We start from the raw sequence: 14,895 nt of genomic DNA, 5'->3' as shown, positions 1-14,895 counted from the left end.
GCCTCCCGAGCACGCCGGGCCTCCCGAGCACGCCGGGCACCGCGGCTGACCGTGTCCCCCCTCCGGTCCCTCGCCCCCGCCTCGCTCGCGTTCCCCGGGCCCGCCTGTCCGCCCGCCCCCGGGACGCCTGACCTGCGGATGCTCCCCGAGCGGCGGCGATAATGGCCCGCATGGGACGAAGCAGCAGGGCCGGCAAGAGCTCCGACCGGGGCCGTGGCACGGCGGACGCCACCGCGGTGACCGACCAGGGCGGCCGGACCCACGCACAGGGTCCGCTGGCCCGCCCGGTCGACTCCGGGCTGGCCGAACTCGTCCCGGACCGGGACCGCCCGCAGGCCTGGTCCCTGCTGATCGACGGTGCGCCGCAGTCGATGGTCGACCTCGCCGACCCGGCCCACCTGGGCTTCGAGTACCAGCGCCGGCTGGGCCACCTGATCGACCTGGTGGCCCCCGCGGGCCGACCGCTCACCGTGCTGCACCTCGGCGGCGGCGCGCTCACCCTCGCCCGCTACGTCGCGGCGACCCGCCCCCGCTCCCGCCAGCAGGTGGCCGAGATCGACACCGCGCTCACCGAGCTCGTCCGGGCCGAACTGCCGCTGGAACGCGGCTGGCAGGTGAAGGTCCGGGGCGCCGACGCCCGCGCCGTCCTGGAGCGCACCCCCGAGGCCGCGGTGGACCTGGTCATCGCCGACGTCTTCTCCGGCGCCCGGGTGCCCGCGCACTGCGCCACCGTCGAGTTCGTCACGCTGGCCGCCCGGGCGCTGGCGCCGGGCGGCTGGTACGCGGCGAACATCGCCGACGGCTCGGCCCTGTCCTTCGCCCGTGCCCAGGTCGCCACCCTGCGCGCGGTCTTCCCGGAGACCTGTCTGGTCGCGGACCCGGCCGTGCTGCGCGGCAAGCGCTTCGGCAACCTGATCCTGGCCGGCGCCCACACTCCGCTGCCGATCGCCGACCTGACCCGCAAGGTGGCCGGCGACGCTGCCCTCGGTCGGGTCGAGCACGGCCGGGGCCTGAGCGACTTCACCGCCGGGGCCGTCCCGGCCACCGACGCCACCGGCGGTCCGTCACCGGAACCCCCGCCGGGCGTGTTCCACTAGGCCCGGTCCGGACCGGCCGGTCCGGACCGCGGCGTGCCACGACGGACGCCCGGCCCCGGCCGGCCCCGTTTTCAATGCCCCTTCGGCAGGCCTCGGTGCTTGTACATCGCGGCGCCGGTGAGCAGCAGTCCGGCCGTGATCGGGACCAGCACGGCGGCGCTGGTCCCGGCCGTGCCGACCCCGACCGGGCTGCCCGCGACCGAGTCAGCGCCGAGGTCCGGGCCGAGGTCCGGGCCGAGGTCAGGGTTCAGGCCCGCCACCGGGCGGGGCCGGGCCTGCGCCGGCCGGCCGATGCCGGGCTCCTCGGCCGCGGCCGGCACCCGTTCCGCTGCCGGGACGGCCTTGGCCGCAGCCGCCGGGGCGTCGGGGCGGGCGGGCGGTGCCTCCGGCCCGGCCGAGGCCGCGGGCTCGGCAGTCGGGGCGGCGCCGTCCTCCGCGGCCCCGGCCGGGGCGTCCCGGGAGGCGCGGGGCCCGTCCTGCGCGCGGGGCTCCGAGGGAGCGACCGGCAGCAGGACGGCGGCGATCGCGAAGGCGTCCGGGACGGCCTTGCCCTGACCGGGGAGCGGCAGGTCCCCGGCCCGGATCCGTTCCTGGAGCAACCGGTCGACCGGGGCGGCCTGGTCCTCCAGCGCCGGCACGGCGTCGGTCAGCCGTCCGACCGGATCACCGGAGCGCCCGTCCCCGGACCGGTCGCCCGCTCCGGCCCCCCGCTCCGGCGCGGGACCGGGCAGCGGGGAGGCGTCCTGGTCGGCCGGCCGGTCCGGGGCCTGCTGCGGACGGCGCTGCGACGGGACCTGCGCGGAGTCCGGTCCGGCTGCCCGATGGGCACCGGCGGGAGCGGGCCCCGGGGTGACGGTGGTGGCCTGGGCGCAGCCCGCGCCGAGGCCGACGCCCCAGAGCTGGACGAGCAGCGCCCCGCCCGCCGCGACGGCGCGGGGGCGGGGCAGCCACCCACGTCCGGGGCGGCCGCCGTCGCGACAGGCGGTGGCCGGGGCCTGGGGGTGGGTGGGGTGTTTGGCTCGCACGTGAGGGCCCAACGAGCGGGCGGGGTGTCAGGTCACGCGGGCCGTCACGGACAGTCATCGCCACCGGCGGGCCGCCGGGCACTCCCCGGACGCGGCGACCCCCGGCGGGGCGTCAGCCCAGGCCGCCGCGCCGGATCACCTCGGAGTACCAGGTGGCACTGGCCTTCGGCGTGCGGGCCAGTGTCGTGTAGTCGACGTGCACCGCACCGAACCGCTTGGCGTACCCGTAGGCCCATTCGAAGTTGTCCATCAGCGACCACAGGTAGTAGCCGCGGACGTCGGCGCCCGCCTCGATGGCGCGGGCCACCGCGACGAGGTGGTCGTGCAGATAGGCGATCCGGTCGGCGTCGTGCACGATGCCGTCCGGGCCGGGCACGTCGTCGAAGGCGGCGCCGTTCTCGGTGATCAGCATCGGCAGGCCGGGGTGCGCCCGGTGGACGTCGAGCAGCAGGTCGGTCAGGCCGGTGGCGTCGATCGGCCAGCCCATCGCGGTGACCTCGCCGGGTGCGAGGTGGAAGGCGACGTCGTCCGCCCCGGGCCACGGGGAGTGGGTGCTGGCGCCGTGGATCTCGCTGGCGGCGGCCGGCTCCGCGTTCTCGGCGGCGGAGACCAGGGTGGGGGTGTAGTAGTTGATGCCCAGCAGGTCGATGGGGCGGGAGATTTCCTCCAGGTCGCCGGGGCGGACCAGGGCGTCCCAGTCGACGATCCGGCCGGTGTCGGCCAGCAGGTCGGCCGGGTAGGCGCCGTGCAGCACGGGGCCGGTGAAGATGCGGTTGCCGACGGCGTCGATCCGGCGGGCGGCCTCGGTGTCGGCCGGGTGGTCGCTGAGCGGCCGCACCTGGTGGAGGTTGAGCGAGATCGCGATCTGCGCGCTCGCCGGGAGGGCGGCGCGCAGCGCGCCGACGGCCAGGCCGTGCCCGAGGTTCAGGTGGTGGGCGGCCTTGAGCGCCTCGGCGGGGGAGGTGCGCCCGGGGGCGTGCACGCCGGAGCCGTAGCCGAGGAAGGCGCTGCACCAGGGCTCGTTGAGGGTCGTCCAGGTGGTGACGCGGTCGCCGAGCGCCTCGGCGGCCAGTGCGGCGTAGTCGGCGAACCGGGCGGAGGTGTCACGGACGGTCCAGCCGCCGAGGTCCTCCAGGTGCTGCGGCAGGTCCCAGTGGTAGAGGGTGGCGACGGGCGTGATGCCGTACGAGAGCAGCTCGTCCGTCAGTGCGCGGTAGAAGTCCAGGCCCCGTTCGACGGCGGGGCCCCGGCCGGTGGGCTGGATCCGGGGCCAGGAGAGCGAGAAGCGGTAGGAGGTGAGCCCGAGGTCGGCCATCATCCGGACGTCCTCGCGGAACCGGTGGAAGTGGTCGACCGCGATGTCGCCGGTGTCGCCGTTGGCGGTCCGCCCCGGGGTGTGGCTGAAGACGTCCCAGATGGACGGGGTCCGTCCGCCTTCGGCGGCCGCGCCCTCGATCTGGTAGGCGGCGGTGGCGGCACCCCAGGCGAAGCCCGCCGGGAAGGTGCGGCCCGGCAGGGCGGCCCGGGGCGCCGGGGCGACGTCCTGGGTGGTCTGTTCCGATACGGCTGTCATGCGGGAGCGCTCCCATGAGAGATTCGAGAGGACGGTACGGAAGGTGCTGCGGGCGCCCGGGCGGGGGCACCTGGACCGCCGCCCGGCAGGTGCCCAGGAGGCATGCCGTTCACCGCGCCGGCCAGGACTGCGCAGTCGGCGCGCTTGGTGCTGTTCCTTGGCGGGATTGCCCACTAGAGTGTGGGAGCGCTCCCATCGTGCATGTCGAAAGGTTCCTTTGTCCCGGGGGCGAGTGTCAAGACACCGGATCGGATCCGCGGTGCCGAGCCCCGGGCCCCGCCCTGCCCCGCCCCGCCGGCCCGACCGGTGCCCCGCCCTGCCCCACGGGCCGCGGACGGCGACTGCCGCCCGGGTGGCTCTCCGGGCGCGGGAACCGGCCACAATGAACAGCACCACAATGAACAGCAGCGAATGAGGAGCAGCGCGACCCGCAGGGCGATCGACGGACCGATCGGCAGTGCGGACGAGCGTTGCCACCGACAGCACCGACCAGCAACCGGGCGACAGCCCGGCCGAGGATGATCTCTCCACGAGGTGAGCGATGAGCCAGACCGCACAGCGCCCCACCGGGCCGAGCGACTCCGGGGCGAATGCGCGGGGCTCGGCACGCCCGACCCTGGAGGAGGTGGCCGCGCTCGCCGGCGTCGGCCGCGGCACCGTCTCGCGCGTGATCAACGGCTCGCCCCGGGTCAGCGACCGGGCCCGCGAGGCCGTCCAGGCGGCCATCACCGAACTCGGCTACGTCCCCAACCGGGCCGCCCGCACCCTCGTCACGTCGAGGACCGACTCCGTCGCGCTGATCGTCCCCGAGGCCGAGACCCGGCTCTTCTCCGAGCCCTACTTCTCCGACATCATCAGCGGCGTCGCGGCGGAACTCTCCGAGACCGACATGCAGCTGCTGCTCATCCTGGTCCGCAACCGGCGCGAGCGGGATCGACTTTCGGCCTATCTGACGGCGGGCCGGGTCGACGGCGTCCTGCTCGTCGCCGTGCACCAGGACGACCCGCTGCCGGCCCTGCTGGAGAGCCTGGAGATCCCCTCCGTGCTGGCCGGGCGGCGAGGCGACCAGGAACCGCTCAGCTACGTCCACGCCGACAACGCCGGCGGGGCGCGGATGGCCGTCCGGCACCTGCTGCGCCGGGGCTGCGAGCAGGTCGCCACCATCACCGGACCGCTCGACATGGAGGTCGCCCGGGCCCGGCTCGGCGGCTACCGGACCGCCCTGGAGGAGGCCGGGCGCCCGTACGACGAGGAGCTGGTGATGCTCGCCGACTTCACCGAGGAGGGCGGCCGGCTGGCGATGCGTGGACTGCTCGAACGCCGGCCCGACCTGGACGCCGTGTTCTGCGCCTCCGACGTGATGGCGGCCGGCGCCATGCAGGAACTCCGGGCCGCCGGGCGGCGGGTGCCCGACCAGGTGGCGGTGATCGGCTTCGACGACTCGATCGTGGCCCGGCACACCGACCCGCCGATGACCAGCGTGCGCCAGCCGATCGAGGAGATGGGCCGGACCCTGGCCCGGGTGCTGCTGGACGAGATCACCGAACGCGGGCGGGCCCGCCGCCAGGTGGTGCTGGCCACCGAACTGGTGGTGCGGGACTCGGCCTGACGGGCGGGCGAGGGGCTGCTCGTCGCCCGGGTCGCCGAGGCTCGTTCAGGAGCGGTTCGGCGGGCCGGGCGACGGGGCCGGAGCCGGGCCGCCGGACGGCAGGCCGGCGGCTTCGGGCCCGGGCAGGTGGGGCTGCCGGGCCGTGCGAAGGCTGCCTGCCGGCAGCTGCCGGCCGGTTGGCCGGGCTCGTGGGTGGACACGTGGTCGACTCCGGCCGGACGGACCGAGCTGTGCGGAGGCCCGTCCGGGGGCCTCGTCCGGCGGGTGCCGGTGGGTGCGCCTGGTGCTGTGCGACCCCGGCCCCGGGCTGTCCGTCAGGAGTTCGGGCGCAGCGTCCAGATGACGGTCATGACGCCGGTGACGGCGCCGTCCGCGCGGGTGATCTCGATGGTGACCGGGAACTCCGGGCGCTCGCCCTTGTCCAGCTCGGCCACGATCTCCTCGGCCGGGCGGCCGAGCACGGCGGTGGCGGTGACCGCGCCCATCGCCAGCTTCTTGTACGAGATCTCGGCGCTCACGGCGAGCGGCACGGCGCGCGACAGCTGGTCGGCGAAGGCGCCCAGCACGATGCAGCCGCTGGCCGACTCGGCGAGGGTGAACATCGCGCCGGCGTGCGGGCCGCCGACGTGGTTGTGGTAGTCGGGCTGGTCGGGGAGCCGCAGGACGGCGCGTTCCGGGGTGGTCTCCAGGTATTCGAGCTTCAGGGTGCGCGCCATGGGCACGGTCGAGTCGAGCAGCTGGCCGATCGAGGCAGTGGTCATGGGGTCATGTTACTAGTCGGTAGCTTTGAGGGGCAGGGGCGGCCCGGCGAAATTTCCGACCTCGCCCCCGAGGTGTGGGGGAGGAGCTCGGACGGGCCGGCGGGAACGGTCGCGGGGTGCCGGGATCTCGGGGGCCGGCGTCCGTGTGATCCCCGCCGCACACCGGCCGTCGGCCCGGCGGGAGTGGATACCCGCCCGCGACCCGGCGGGAGTGGGTACCCGTCCGGTGCCGGAACGACAAAAACGCCTGAGGGCCTGATCTCCAGAAGAGATCAGGCCCTCAGGCTCTGGGGTGAGTGACGGGACTCGAACCCGCGGCCACCTGGACCACAACCAGGTGCTCTACCAACTGAGCTACACCCACCATCTGTCCGGGGCGTTCCCGCTCCGACAGGAAGAACTCTACAGGATCCGGAAGGGTGCTCGCGCCAGGGTTTCCGGCAGGCGAGGTCGCCCCCTCGGGCGGCCGCTCCGAACCGGCGCGCCCCGCCCGGGCCGGCCCGGGAGAGCCGCGCGAGCGCCCTCGGCCGGCCCGGGCCGGCCGAGGGCGCTCGCGGGTCAGTCGGAGGGCAGCTGGTACTTCGCCGCGATGGCGCGCGCGGTGTCGGTGTCGGGACCGGGCTGCTCGACGAACACCGCCTCGCGGTAGTACCGCAGTTCGGCGATGCTCTCGCGGATGTCGGCCAGCGCCCGGTGGTTGCCGCCCTTCTGCGGGCTGTTGTAGTACGCCCGGGGGAACCAGCGGCGGGACAGCTCCTTGATCGAGGAGACGTCCACGATCCGGTAGTGGAGGTGCCCCTCCAGCGCGGGCATGTCGCGGGCGAGGAAGCCACGGTCGGTGGCCACCGAGTTCCCGCAGAGCGGGGTCTTCCCGGCCTCCGGCACGTGCTCGCGGATGTACGCCAGCACGAGGGTCTCGGCCTCCGCCAGCGTCAGACCGTTCTCCAGTTCGTCGAGCAGGCCGGAGGAAGTGTGCATGGTGCGCACCACCTCGGGCATGTTCGCCACAGCCTCGGCGGGCGGGCGGATGATGACGTCCACACCGTCGCCGAGGATGTTCAGCTCGGAGTCGGTCACCAGTGCCGCGACCTCGACCAGTGCGTCCCGGTCGAGGTCGAGCCCCGTCATTTCACAGTCGATCCATACCAAACGGTCATTCACGCCACTCACCCTACGGCGCGATCCCGCGCCGCGGGCACCGCAAGGCCCTCACGGGACGTGGAGCCGCCCATACCGTCGTCCGCGGGCGCGGCCGGCGCGGGAACGCGGTCCGCCGCCGGGACGTGGTTCGCGGACCCGTTCGGGGCCCCGCGGTCCGTGGTCGTACGGCCCTCGGCCACGCCGTCGTCCGGCGAGTGCCCGGACGCCGTGTACCCGGACCCGGCGGGTCCGTGACCGTCCTGATCCGCGCTGGTGTGCTCGGCGCTGCCGCGGCCGGTCGCGGTCCGGTCCGCGGCGGGCCCGGAGGCGCGGTCCGCGGCGCCCCGGTCGGGCCCGGGCCGGTCCATGGCGGGTCGATCGTCGCGGCCCGCTCGGCGGACGCCCGCCCGGCCCGGTGGCCCTGGCCCTGACCGCGTGCTCCCGGCTGAGGCTGGCCGTCCTCGGCCGGGGCATGCTCCACGGTGCGTGGCGGCCGGGGCGAGCCGGGGCCCGCCTGGGCCGGGACGAGCGCCCGGCCACCGTTGCGGCCGCCCGCCGGCTGGCCGGCGTGGTTCTGGTACGGCTGACGGGCGTGCTGGCCCTGGTGCGGGACGCCGCCCGGGGCCCCCGGCCCGGACGGGAGCGCGGTGCCGTGCCCGGAGTGCCCCGGAGCACCCGCCCCAGGGGCATGGCCCGCCCCGGCCGCGGCGGCTCCCGCAGCCGGATGGGCATGACCGGGGTGACCGTACGGCCCGGACTGGCCGGCGCCCTGACCGGGGAGGCCGGAGTGCCCGGCCTGGCCCGACTGCGGGCCGCCCGACCCGCCGGCGAAGCGCTCGGACGTGCCGGGAGCCTGCCCCGGTCCCTGCGGACCGGGTCGGCGGGCCCGGTAACTCGTCCGGTACGCGGCCGGCGAGACACCCAGCTGACGGCGGAAGTGCCCGCGCAGCGCCACCGGCGAGCGGAACCCGCAGCGGCGCGCGACGTCGTCCACCGACAGTTCCGAGGTCTCCAGCAGGCGTTGGGCCTGCAGCACCCGCTGGGTGATCAGCCACTGCAGCGGCGCGCTCCCGGTGAGCGTGCGGAACCGGCGGTCGAAGGTGCGGCGGCTCATGTAGGCGCGGGCGGCCAGCACCTCGACGTCGAACTGCTGGTTGAGGTTCTCCAGCGCCCAGGTCACGACCTCGGCCAGCGGGTCGTTGCCGATCTCCTCAGGTAAAGACTGATCGATGTACTGGGCCTGTCCGCCGCCGCTGCGGCGGCTCGGCACCACCAGCCGGCGGGCCAGCGCGTTGGCCGCCTCCGCGCCGTGGTCGCTGCGGACCACGTGCAGGCAGAGGTCGATCCCGGCCGCGGTACCGGCCGAGGTGAGCACATCGCCGTCGTCGACGAAGAGTTCGCGCGGGTCGACGTGGACCCGGGGGTAGCGCTTGGCCAGCGTCGGCGCGTACATCCAGTGGGTGGTCGCGGGACGCCCGTCCAGCAGGCCTGCGGCGGCGAGGACGAACGCGCCGGTGCACAGGCCGATGATCCGCGCGCCCTCGTGGTGCGCCTTGCGCAGGGCCGCGATGGCCTCCACCGGCGGGGGCTGCGAGATGGAGCGCCAGGCGGGCACGACGATGGTGCCGGCGCGGGCCAGCGCCTCCAGGCCGTACGGGGCGGTGAGGGTCAGTCCGCCGGTGGTGGCCAGCGGGCCCTCCTCCCCGGCGCAGACCAGCAGACGGTAACGGGGCACGCCGGCGTCCTGGCGGTCGACGCCGAAGACGGAGAGCGGGATCGAGCTCTCGAAGATCGGGGCGCCACCGAAGATCAGTACGGCCACCGTCTCGCGGCGCCGCCGCCCGGAGAGCTTGCGGGGCGGCGAGGAGGTCAGCGGGCCGGCCGTGGCCGTCCCGGTGGCCGGCGGCCCGGCGGGGGTCACGCCCGACGGACCGCCGAGAACGGCGGAGCCGGACGCGGCGCTTGCCCCGTGGGCGGATACGGTGGCGTGCGCCAGGGTCTGGAAGGGCTGGCCCGAGGAGCCCATGGCGGACTGCCCTGCCGTCAGGGACGCTCCACCGAAGCCGGTCTGGCCCGGCAGGCCCTGGGAGGCGCCGAACGAGGGGCGGCCGAGCGGAGCCCGGGTGACGGTGCGTCCGACGGCGTCCGGGGTGGCGGAGGCGCCGGCCGAGGTGTCGGAATCTCTCGACACCTGGTCCGTGAGACCGGCCACGGCCTGGCCGTTGTCAGGACCCGCGTCGCTCCTGCTCACCCTGCTCAAGGCGCTCAAGCCCCCTCGGTGGTGTGGTGTGGTGGTGCGGTACTGCTAGCCAAGATCGAATCTACTGGGTGGACCGTTGCTGTTGTGACAAGTTCACCATCCGACGCTATGTCGACATGGCAATTTGGCGTGAAGCATTCGATCACGAAGCGTGGCACCCGTCGAGCCTTCTGGGAAGGGGGCGGGTGCAGCGGTGGCTTGTTGTCGCACGACCTTTCCAGGGGTGCCGGACCCTGCCGGACCCGGCCGGCCGCCGTGGGCTGCGACTTTGCCCAAGAGGGGTCGACCGGCCCGAGATTGACCGAAAATAGGCGGTGCACACGAGGGGCGCGCACAGTAGAAGTGTGCGCCCGTCCGGCCCTCTCGGGACAGTGCCGAAGGGGGTGAGGCGCCTGTTGCGGCCTCCCGGCTATGGTCCAGCGGTGGAGAAGGACAGCCGCCTCGAACAGGCCAACGACAACGCCGCCGACTTCTGGCTCGCCCAGGCCCGGGTGCACGGCTGGGAACACCTCGACCGAACCGGCTGGACCGCCGTCCGGTGTGCCCGGACCACCACCGATGCCCACCGCCTGGTGGTGACCCGGCCCTACGGCGAACCGGCCGCACTGGAGGAGGAGTTGGCGGGAGTGTTGCGAGCCTGGGGCACGACCCGGCTCTGCCTGGAGGATCCGTACGGGAGGCTGGACCTCTCCCGCTTCGGGTGCGTGCACGGCCTCGGCATGGCGGTGATGACCCGCGAGCCGGCCCCCGTCCCGAGTCGGGCCGGCGGTACGCCCGGGGCTGCTGGTGTCGCTGGTGCCGTTGGTATCGGTGGTGTGGAAGTCGGTGCGGCGCCGGGCTGGGGTGCCCGGCGACGGTACGGCAGCGAACTGACGGTCGATGAGGCGCGCGACGAGGACGCCCTGGCGGCGGTGGAGCGGACGGTGGTCGAGGGCTTCCCCGTCCCCGCGCACCAGCCCGTGACCCGGGGCGGGATGCTGCCCCGGGACCTGCTCGGCGAACCGGGCATCCGGGCCTGGCGGGCCCGGGTGCAGGGGCAGGACGCCGGCGCCTGCCTGACGTACGACAACGGCAGGACGGTGGGGGTGTACTGGGCGGCCACCCTCCCCGCCCATCGCTCCCAGGGCGTGGCTCGCACGCTCCTGGAGACGGCGCTGGCGGCGCACCCGGACCGGCCGGCCACCCTGGTCGCCACCCTGCTCGCCGAGCCCCTCTACCGGAAGCTCGGCTTCGTGGAGCACGGCGTCACCCGGTGGTGGGGCTACCCGGCGGCCTCCGAGGCGTAGTTCGCGGACGGCTCGAAGCGAAGCGGGCCCGGGTCGGCACGACCGGCCACCGGCCGGTCGGTCCTGGACGGCCGAGCCCCGGGGGACACGGGCTGGGCGGTGGCGGTGGCGGTGGCGGTGGCCGTGACAGGGGCGGGTGAGCCGGCCGCGTAACCCACGGAAGCAGCTGGTACGGGCGCCGCGCCGCCGGGTGGGGGCGCAGCAGTGGTCGGCACAGTCGTGGTCGGCACAGCGGCGGTCGCGCCGCCGCTGCCGAGGAGGGCCGCACCGTTGAGAACGGCCGCACTGCCGAGAACGGCCGCGCCGGCCGCCGGGACGGCGAATCGGGTCCGGGGCCTCGGCGCTGCCGCGGGTTCGGCGTTCGGAGTACGGCTGGTCCCGGCCGCGACACCGACCGCCGCAGCCGGCTGGTTTCGGACAGCGGCGGGCCCGGGGGCGCTCGGGGCGTCGGTTGCCTCCATTTCCTCGGTCAACGGAGCCAGCCGTCCGTCCACGGCAGCCCGGGCGGCCGCAGAGGCCTTCCGTCGGGTGTCGGGTCGGCCGACCGGGCGGCTGCCCACCCGGGGGCTCGGGGCGTTGGCGGCGCTCAGGACCAGCCCGACGGCCTCCGGGAGGCCCCGTGCGCTGAGGGTCGGCCGGTACCCGGGCTCCGACCAGGGCCGATCGTGGTGCAGCCACACACTGCGCAGACCGGCCAGCTCGGCTCCCGCGATGTCGGCGGGCGCATGGTCGCCGATCATCCAGGTCTCCGAGGCCCAGTTCCCGGTGGGCGCCACGCCGCAGCGGTGGGCGGCGATCTCGAAGATCAGCGGATCCGGCTTGAGGCACTGGGCCTCCTCGGAGATGACCCAGCCGTCCACCAGCGGGCCGAGTCCGGTGTTGCGGATCTTCTCCAGCTGGGGGCGGGTGCCGCCGTTGCTGACGATCCCGAGTGTCCAGCCCGCGGCGCGGGCCGCGCGCAGGGCATCCATGTGCCGGGTGGGGCAGTGGATGTGGGAGTTGATGCCGCGTCGGTAGTGGGCGAGCAGGAAGTCGATGGAGTGGTCCAGCCCGTAGCGACGCCGGGCCGCTGACAGTACGGTGCTCCGCGGCACGTACCCGCCACCGTCGATGGTCGCGAGCCAGTCGAGTTCGGCGGGGGGCAGCCCCAGTTCGGTCAGGAAGTCGTGGGCCCAGGCCCGGAAGGCCGCGTCCCGCGGCAGCAGGGTGTTGTCGAGGTCGAACAGGAGCAGCGGCATGTCCTGCATGCTGCCAGTGCAGCTGGGTATGCACGTGGCAATTGCCAACTGCCGTCGCGAACTGGTGTGAATTGGCCGAAACAGGAACATTCGCCCCTGTGGCGTGTGGGACTCGGGCGGCCAGGAGCATCCGGCCTGGAGTGGACGCCCATGCGGGCCTCGGGCGGTTGCGGGCCTCGGGCGGGGTCGCGGGCCGGTGGGGCTGGTGGGGTTCGGGCAGGTTCGGTGGGACGGCTTCGCCGGATGTCGGGCCGCTCGAAGGCGGGTGGCTGCTGCCGGGTGTCGACGGCCGGGCATCCGGTACGGGCCGGGAGGCGCCTGCCACGGGGCGTCGGACCGGCCGGAGTGTTCCGGTCCGTCGGAAGGCTCTGGCCGCGCCCTGGGACGCATGGGGGTGCGAGCGGGCTGGGCGTGCCGGCCGGGAGTGCCGGTGCGGGTTGAGAGCGTTCCTCTCTATGACAGTCCGGTCACGGTGTGTGCCCGGCCTGTTGCGTAGCCGGGAGTCCTCAGTCAAGCTCCAGGGAACCTCTTTCCGTACGAGGGTGCGAACGCCTGCGCAAAGGGGCGCTGGGCGGTGCTGGTGCGCCCCCTCCATTAGCGGGAACGGTGTCGTTCAGGAGCTCTGCCGCTGGGCCGGACTCCTCGACCGTCGTACTCTGAAAGGAACAGGTCACATACGGTGGTGCTCGGCACAGTCCGATGTCGTGCCGTGGGCGGGCCTGCTGCCTGGGCAGCGTTGTCCTCCCTTGTCGGCCCATCTCATGCGAAGAGCTTTGAGCCATGGCTGGTTATGACACTTCCCGACCCGTCGAGGCGGATGACGCCGCGCGCCCGGTCGGCGGCTCCAGCGACTCCGGCAGCTCCGGTGGCCCGGAGGGCGGGTACTTTCCCCCCGCTCGGCCGCTGGACATCGTGCGCCGTGGTTGGCCGCGGCCCCGCCAGCGGCGCGAGGACACCCGGGACCGTGCGGAGCGAGCCGTGACCGAACGCATCGGGCCGGACGCCGATCGTTCGGGCATGTCGGACACGGCCGGCAGCTCGGGCCTGCCGCTGTCCCAGGACGAGGCCGTACGCCCCTGTGACCCTGTGTTCCAGCACGGTGTGGTGGTGGGCTTCGACGGGTCGCTGTCGAGCGAGCGTGCGCTCGCCTACGCGGTCGGGATGGCCCGCCGCTCGCAGTGCGGCCTGGTGATCGTCCATGTTGCGAACCGGTTGCCGGCCACGGTCTGGGCCGGATGCGAGCCTCCCGTCTTCGTCGACCTGCCGGACCACCGGACGGAGGTCATCGGCCTGGAACTGGCGTGCGCGGACTTCCTTTCCGGTGTGCCGTGGATCCTGGTGGAGCGCGGAGGCGACATCTGTCACGAGATCGAGGAGGTCGGCCGGGAGTACGCTGCCGACGCGATTGTCGTCGGCAGCACGCACGGCCTCCTGGGAAAGATCTTCGGTTCGGTGTCGGGCAGGCTGGCACGTCGGGCCAACCGCCCTGTCATTGTCATTCCGTGACGTTGCGTCAGTGTCGGGCGGTGGCCGACCTGAGGGGGTCGGCCACCAGTCCTGTGGCGCTACGGTGCTCCGACGGCCGGAGTTGACGCCGCCGAGGCGGCCCGAAGAGGTCGGCCCCGGTACCAGGAAGCTTCGGTGGGGCGGATGATGAGCCGCGTCAGGGTGTCATGCCGAGCTCACGGGCGATGAGCATGCGCTGGACCTCCGAGGTGCCTTCGCCGATTTCGAGGATCTTGCAGTCGCGCCAGAACCGGGCGACCGGGAATTCGTTCATGAAGCCGTAGCCGCCGTGGATCTGGGTGGCTTCCCGGGCGTTGTCGACGGCGGCCTCCGAGGAGTACAGCTTCGCGATGGCCGCCTCCTTCTTGAAGGGTTCGGAGTGCAGCAGCCGGGAGGCGGCGTCCCGCCAGGCCAGGCGGGAGGTGTGGGCGCGCATCTCCATGTCGGCGAGCTTGAACTGGATGACCTGGTTGGCTCCGATCGGGCGGCCGAAGGCCCGACGGGTGGCGGCGTAGGTGAGCGACTGGTCGACGCATCCCTGGGCCAGGCCGGTGGCCAGGGCGGCGATGGCGATGCGGCCCTCGTCGAGGATCCGCAGGAACTGGGCGTAGCCGCGGCCGCGCTCGCCCAGCAGGTTGGCCGCGGGGACGCGGCAGTCGGTGAAGGACAGTTCACGGGTGTCGGACGCGTTCCATCCGACCTTGGAGTACTTCTTCGACACCTGGAAGCCCGGCGTTCCAGTGGGCACGATGATGGAGGAGATCTCCCGCTGTGGCGAGAGCTTTCCACCCTCTTCACTCGAACGAGTGATCGGTTCGGTGAGTGCGGTGACCGTGACCAGGCCGGTGATCTCGGTGCCGGAGTTGGTGATGAAGCACTTGGTGCCGTTGATCACCCACTCGTCGGTGGCGTCGTCGTAGCGGGCCGTGGTGCGGGTGGCTCCGGCGTCGGAGCCACCCTCGGGCTCGGTCAGACCGAAGGCGCCGAGGAGTTCGCCGGAGGTCAGCCGGGGCAGCCACTCGCGCTTCTGCTCCTCGGTGCCGTACCGGTAGATCGGCATCGCGCCCAGCGACACGGCCGCCTCCAGCGTGATCGCCACCGAGGAGTCGACCCGGGCGAGCTCCTCCAGGGCGAGGCCGAGCGCGAAGTAGTCGCCGCCCATGCCGCCGTACTCCTCGGGGAAGGGCAGGCCGAACAGGCCGAGCCGCCCCATCTCCTTGACGATCTCGTACGGGAACTCGCCCTGCTCGTAGAACTCCCCGATCTTCGGGGCGACCACGTCCTGGGCGAATTCGGCGACGGTGCGGCGCAGTTCCTCGTACTCGGAATCCAGCCGGTGATCGAGCATGGTGATCCTCCTGGGGCCCGGCCGGGGTGGCCGCGGGCGTGAGTGGATGGCC

General features: G+C 74.0%; 10 protein-coding genes, 1 tRNA gene and 1 pseudogene. 4 read left to right on the top strand and 8 right to left on the bottom strand.

Going from position 1 to position 14,895, the window contains the following annotated elements:
- The first annotated feature begins 170 nt into the window (after window positions 1–170).
- Complete coding sequence (locus tag J2S46_RS14975; protein WP_370882191.1) at window positions 171–1,097, top strand: spermidine synthase; 927 nt, start codon at window positions 171–173, stop codon at window positions 1,095–1,097.
- A 71-nt stretch (window positions 1,098–1,168) separates the two neighbouring features.
- Here J2S46_RS14975 and J2S46_RS14970 read toward each other — a convergent pair whose 3' ends face one another.
- Both J2S46_RS14970 and J2S46_RS14965 read right to left on the bottom strand, forming a co-directional pair.
- Complete coding sequence (locus J2S46_RS14970; RefSeq protein ID WP_191289999.1) at window positions 1,169–2,122, bottom strand: hypothetical protein; 954 nt, start codon at window positions 2,120–2,122, stop codon at window positions 1,169–1,171.
- Window positions 2,123–2,234: 112 nt separating this feature from the next.
- Complete coding sequence (locus J2S46_RS14965) at window positions 2,235–3,695, bottom strand: GH1 family beta-glucosidase (RefSeq protein WP_191289998.1); 1,461 nt, start codon at window positions 3,693–3,695, stop codon at window positions 2,235–2,237.
- A gap of 541 nt (window positions 3,696–4,236) precedes the next feature.
- On the opposite strand from J2S46_RS14965, the gene J2S46_RS14960 reads away from it, so the two are divergent.
- Entirely contained in the window at window positions 4,237–5,304 is a 1,068-nt protein-coding gene (locus J2S46_RS14960) for a LacI family DNA-binding transcriptional regulator (protein WP_191289997.1), read from the top strand.
- Between the two features lie 314 nt (window positions 5,305–5,618).
- On the opposite strand, the gene J2S46_RS14955 is transcribed toward J2S46_RS14960, so the two are convergent.
- From J2S46_RS14955 to J2S46_RS41045, 4 genes and pseudogenes are all read right to left on the bottom strand, one after another.
- Entirely contained in the window at window positions 5,619–6,065 is a 447-nt protein-coding gene (locus J2S46_RS14955; RefSeq protein ID WP_191289996.1) for a DUF4442 domain-containing protein, read from the bottom strand.
- Between the two features lie 288 nt (window positions 6,066–6,353).
- Window positions 6,354–6,429: transfer RNA gene (locus tag J2S46_RS14950), tRNA-His, on the bottom strand.
- Between the two features lie 194 nt (window positions 6,430–6,623).
- A complete protein-coding gene (orn, locus tag J2S46_RS14945) occupies window positions 6,624–7,226 on the bottom strand; it encodes an oligoribonuclease (RefSeq protein WP_191289995.1) in 603 nt (200 codons plus the stop codon).
- 756 nt (window positions 7,227–7,982) lie between these two features.
- A pseudogene (locus tag J2S46_RS41045) lies at window positions 7,983–9,078 on the bottom strand (helix-turn-helix domain-containing protein); the annotation flags it as partial.
- An 809-nt stretch (window positions 9,079–9,887) separates the two neighbouring features.
- Here J2S46_RS41045 and J2S46_RS14935 point away from each other — a divergent pair.
- On the top strand, window positions 9,888–10,751 hold the full coding sequence (locus tag J2S46_RS14935) for a GNAT family N-acetyltransferase (protein WP_191289994.1): 864 nt from the start codon (window positions 9,888–9,890) through the stop codon (window positions 10,749–10,751).
- On the opposite strand, the gene J2S46_RS14930 is transcribed toward J2S46_RS14935, so the two are convergent.
- Window positions 10,727–11,989 carry an HAD family hydrolase gene (locus tag J2S46_RS14930; protein WP_191289993.1) on the bottom strand — a complete coding sequence of 421 codons (1,263 nt, stop codon included), beginning with the start codon at window positions 11,987–11,989 and terminating at the stop codon, window positions 10,727–10,729. The two genes, J2S46_RS14935 and J2S46_RS14930, sit on opposite strands and share 25 nt — an antisense overlap.
- A gap of 1,017 nt (window positions 11,990–13,006) precedes the next feature.
- Between J2S46_RS14930 and J2S46_RS14925 the strand changes: the two genes are divergently transcribed.
- Window positions 13,007–13,495: a universal stress protein gene (locus tag J2S46_RS14925; protein WP_191290143.1), complete on the top strand. Its 489-nt coding sequence runs from the start codon at window positions 13,007–13,009 to the stop codon at window positions 13,493–13,495.
- 157 nt (window positions 13,496–13,652) lie between these two features.
- On the opposite strand, the gene J2S46_RS14920 is transcribed toward J2S46_RS14925, so the two are convergent.
- A complete protein-coding gene (locus J2S46_RS14920) occupies window positions 13,653–14,843 on the bottom strand; it encodes an acyl-CoA dehydrogenase family protein (RefSeq protein WP_191289992.1) in 1,191 nt (396 codons plus the stop codon).
- Between the last annotated feature and the right edge of the window lie 52 nt (window positions 14,844–14,895).

Origin of the sequence: Kitasatospora herbaricolor (assembly GCF_030813695.1) — a bacterium.
Taxonomy (GTDB): Bacteria; Actinomycetota; Actinomycetes; order Streptomycetales; family Streptomycetaceae; genus Kitasatospora; species Kitasatospora herbaricolor.
The sequence above is the reverse complement of the archived record's forward strand: the minus strand, read 5'-3'. Positions and strand labels throughout refer to the sequence as shown.

Excerpts from the sequence above, each read along its gene's own strand:
- J2S46_RS14960 (WP_191289997.1), top strand. The coding sequence starts at position 4,237 with ATGAGCCAGACCGCACAGCGCCCCACCGGGCCGAGCGACTCCGGGGCG.
- J2S46_RS14955 (WP_191289996.1), bottom strand. The coding sequence starts at position 6,065 with ATGACCACTGCCTCGATCGGCCAGCTGCTCGACTCGACCGTGCCCATG.
- J2S46_RS14975 (WP_370882191.1), top strand. The coding sequence starts at position 171 with ATGGGACGAAGCAGCAGGGCCGGCAAGAGCTCCGACCGGGGCCGTGGC.
- J2S46_RS14925 (WP_191290143.1), top strand. The coding sequence starts at position 13,007 with ATGTCGGACACGGCCGGCAGCTCGGGCCTGCCGCTGTCCCAGGACGAG.
- J2S46_RS14930 (WP_191289993.1), bottom strand. The coding sequence starts at position 11,989 with ATGCCGCTGCTCCTGTTCGACCTCGACAACACCCTGCTGCCGCGGGAC.
- J2S46_RS14965 (WP_191289998.1), bottom strand. The coding sequence starts at position 3,695 with ATGACAGCCGTATCGGAACAGACCACCCAGGACGTCGCCCCGGCGCCC.
- J2S46_RS14920 (WP_191289992.1), bottom strand. The coding sequence starts at position 14,843 with ATGCTCGATCACCGGCTGGATTCCGAGTACGAGGAACTGCGCCGCACC.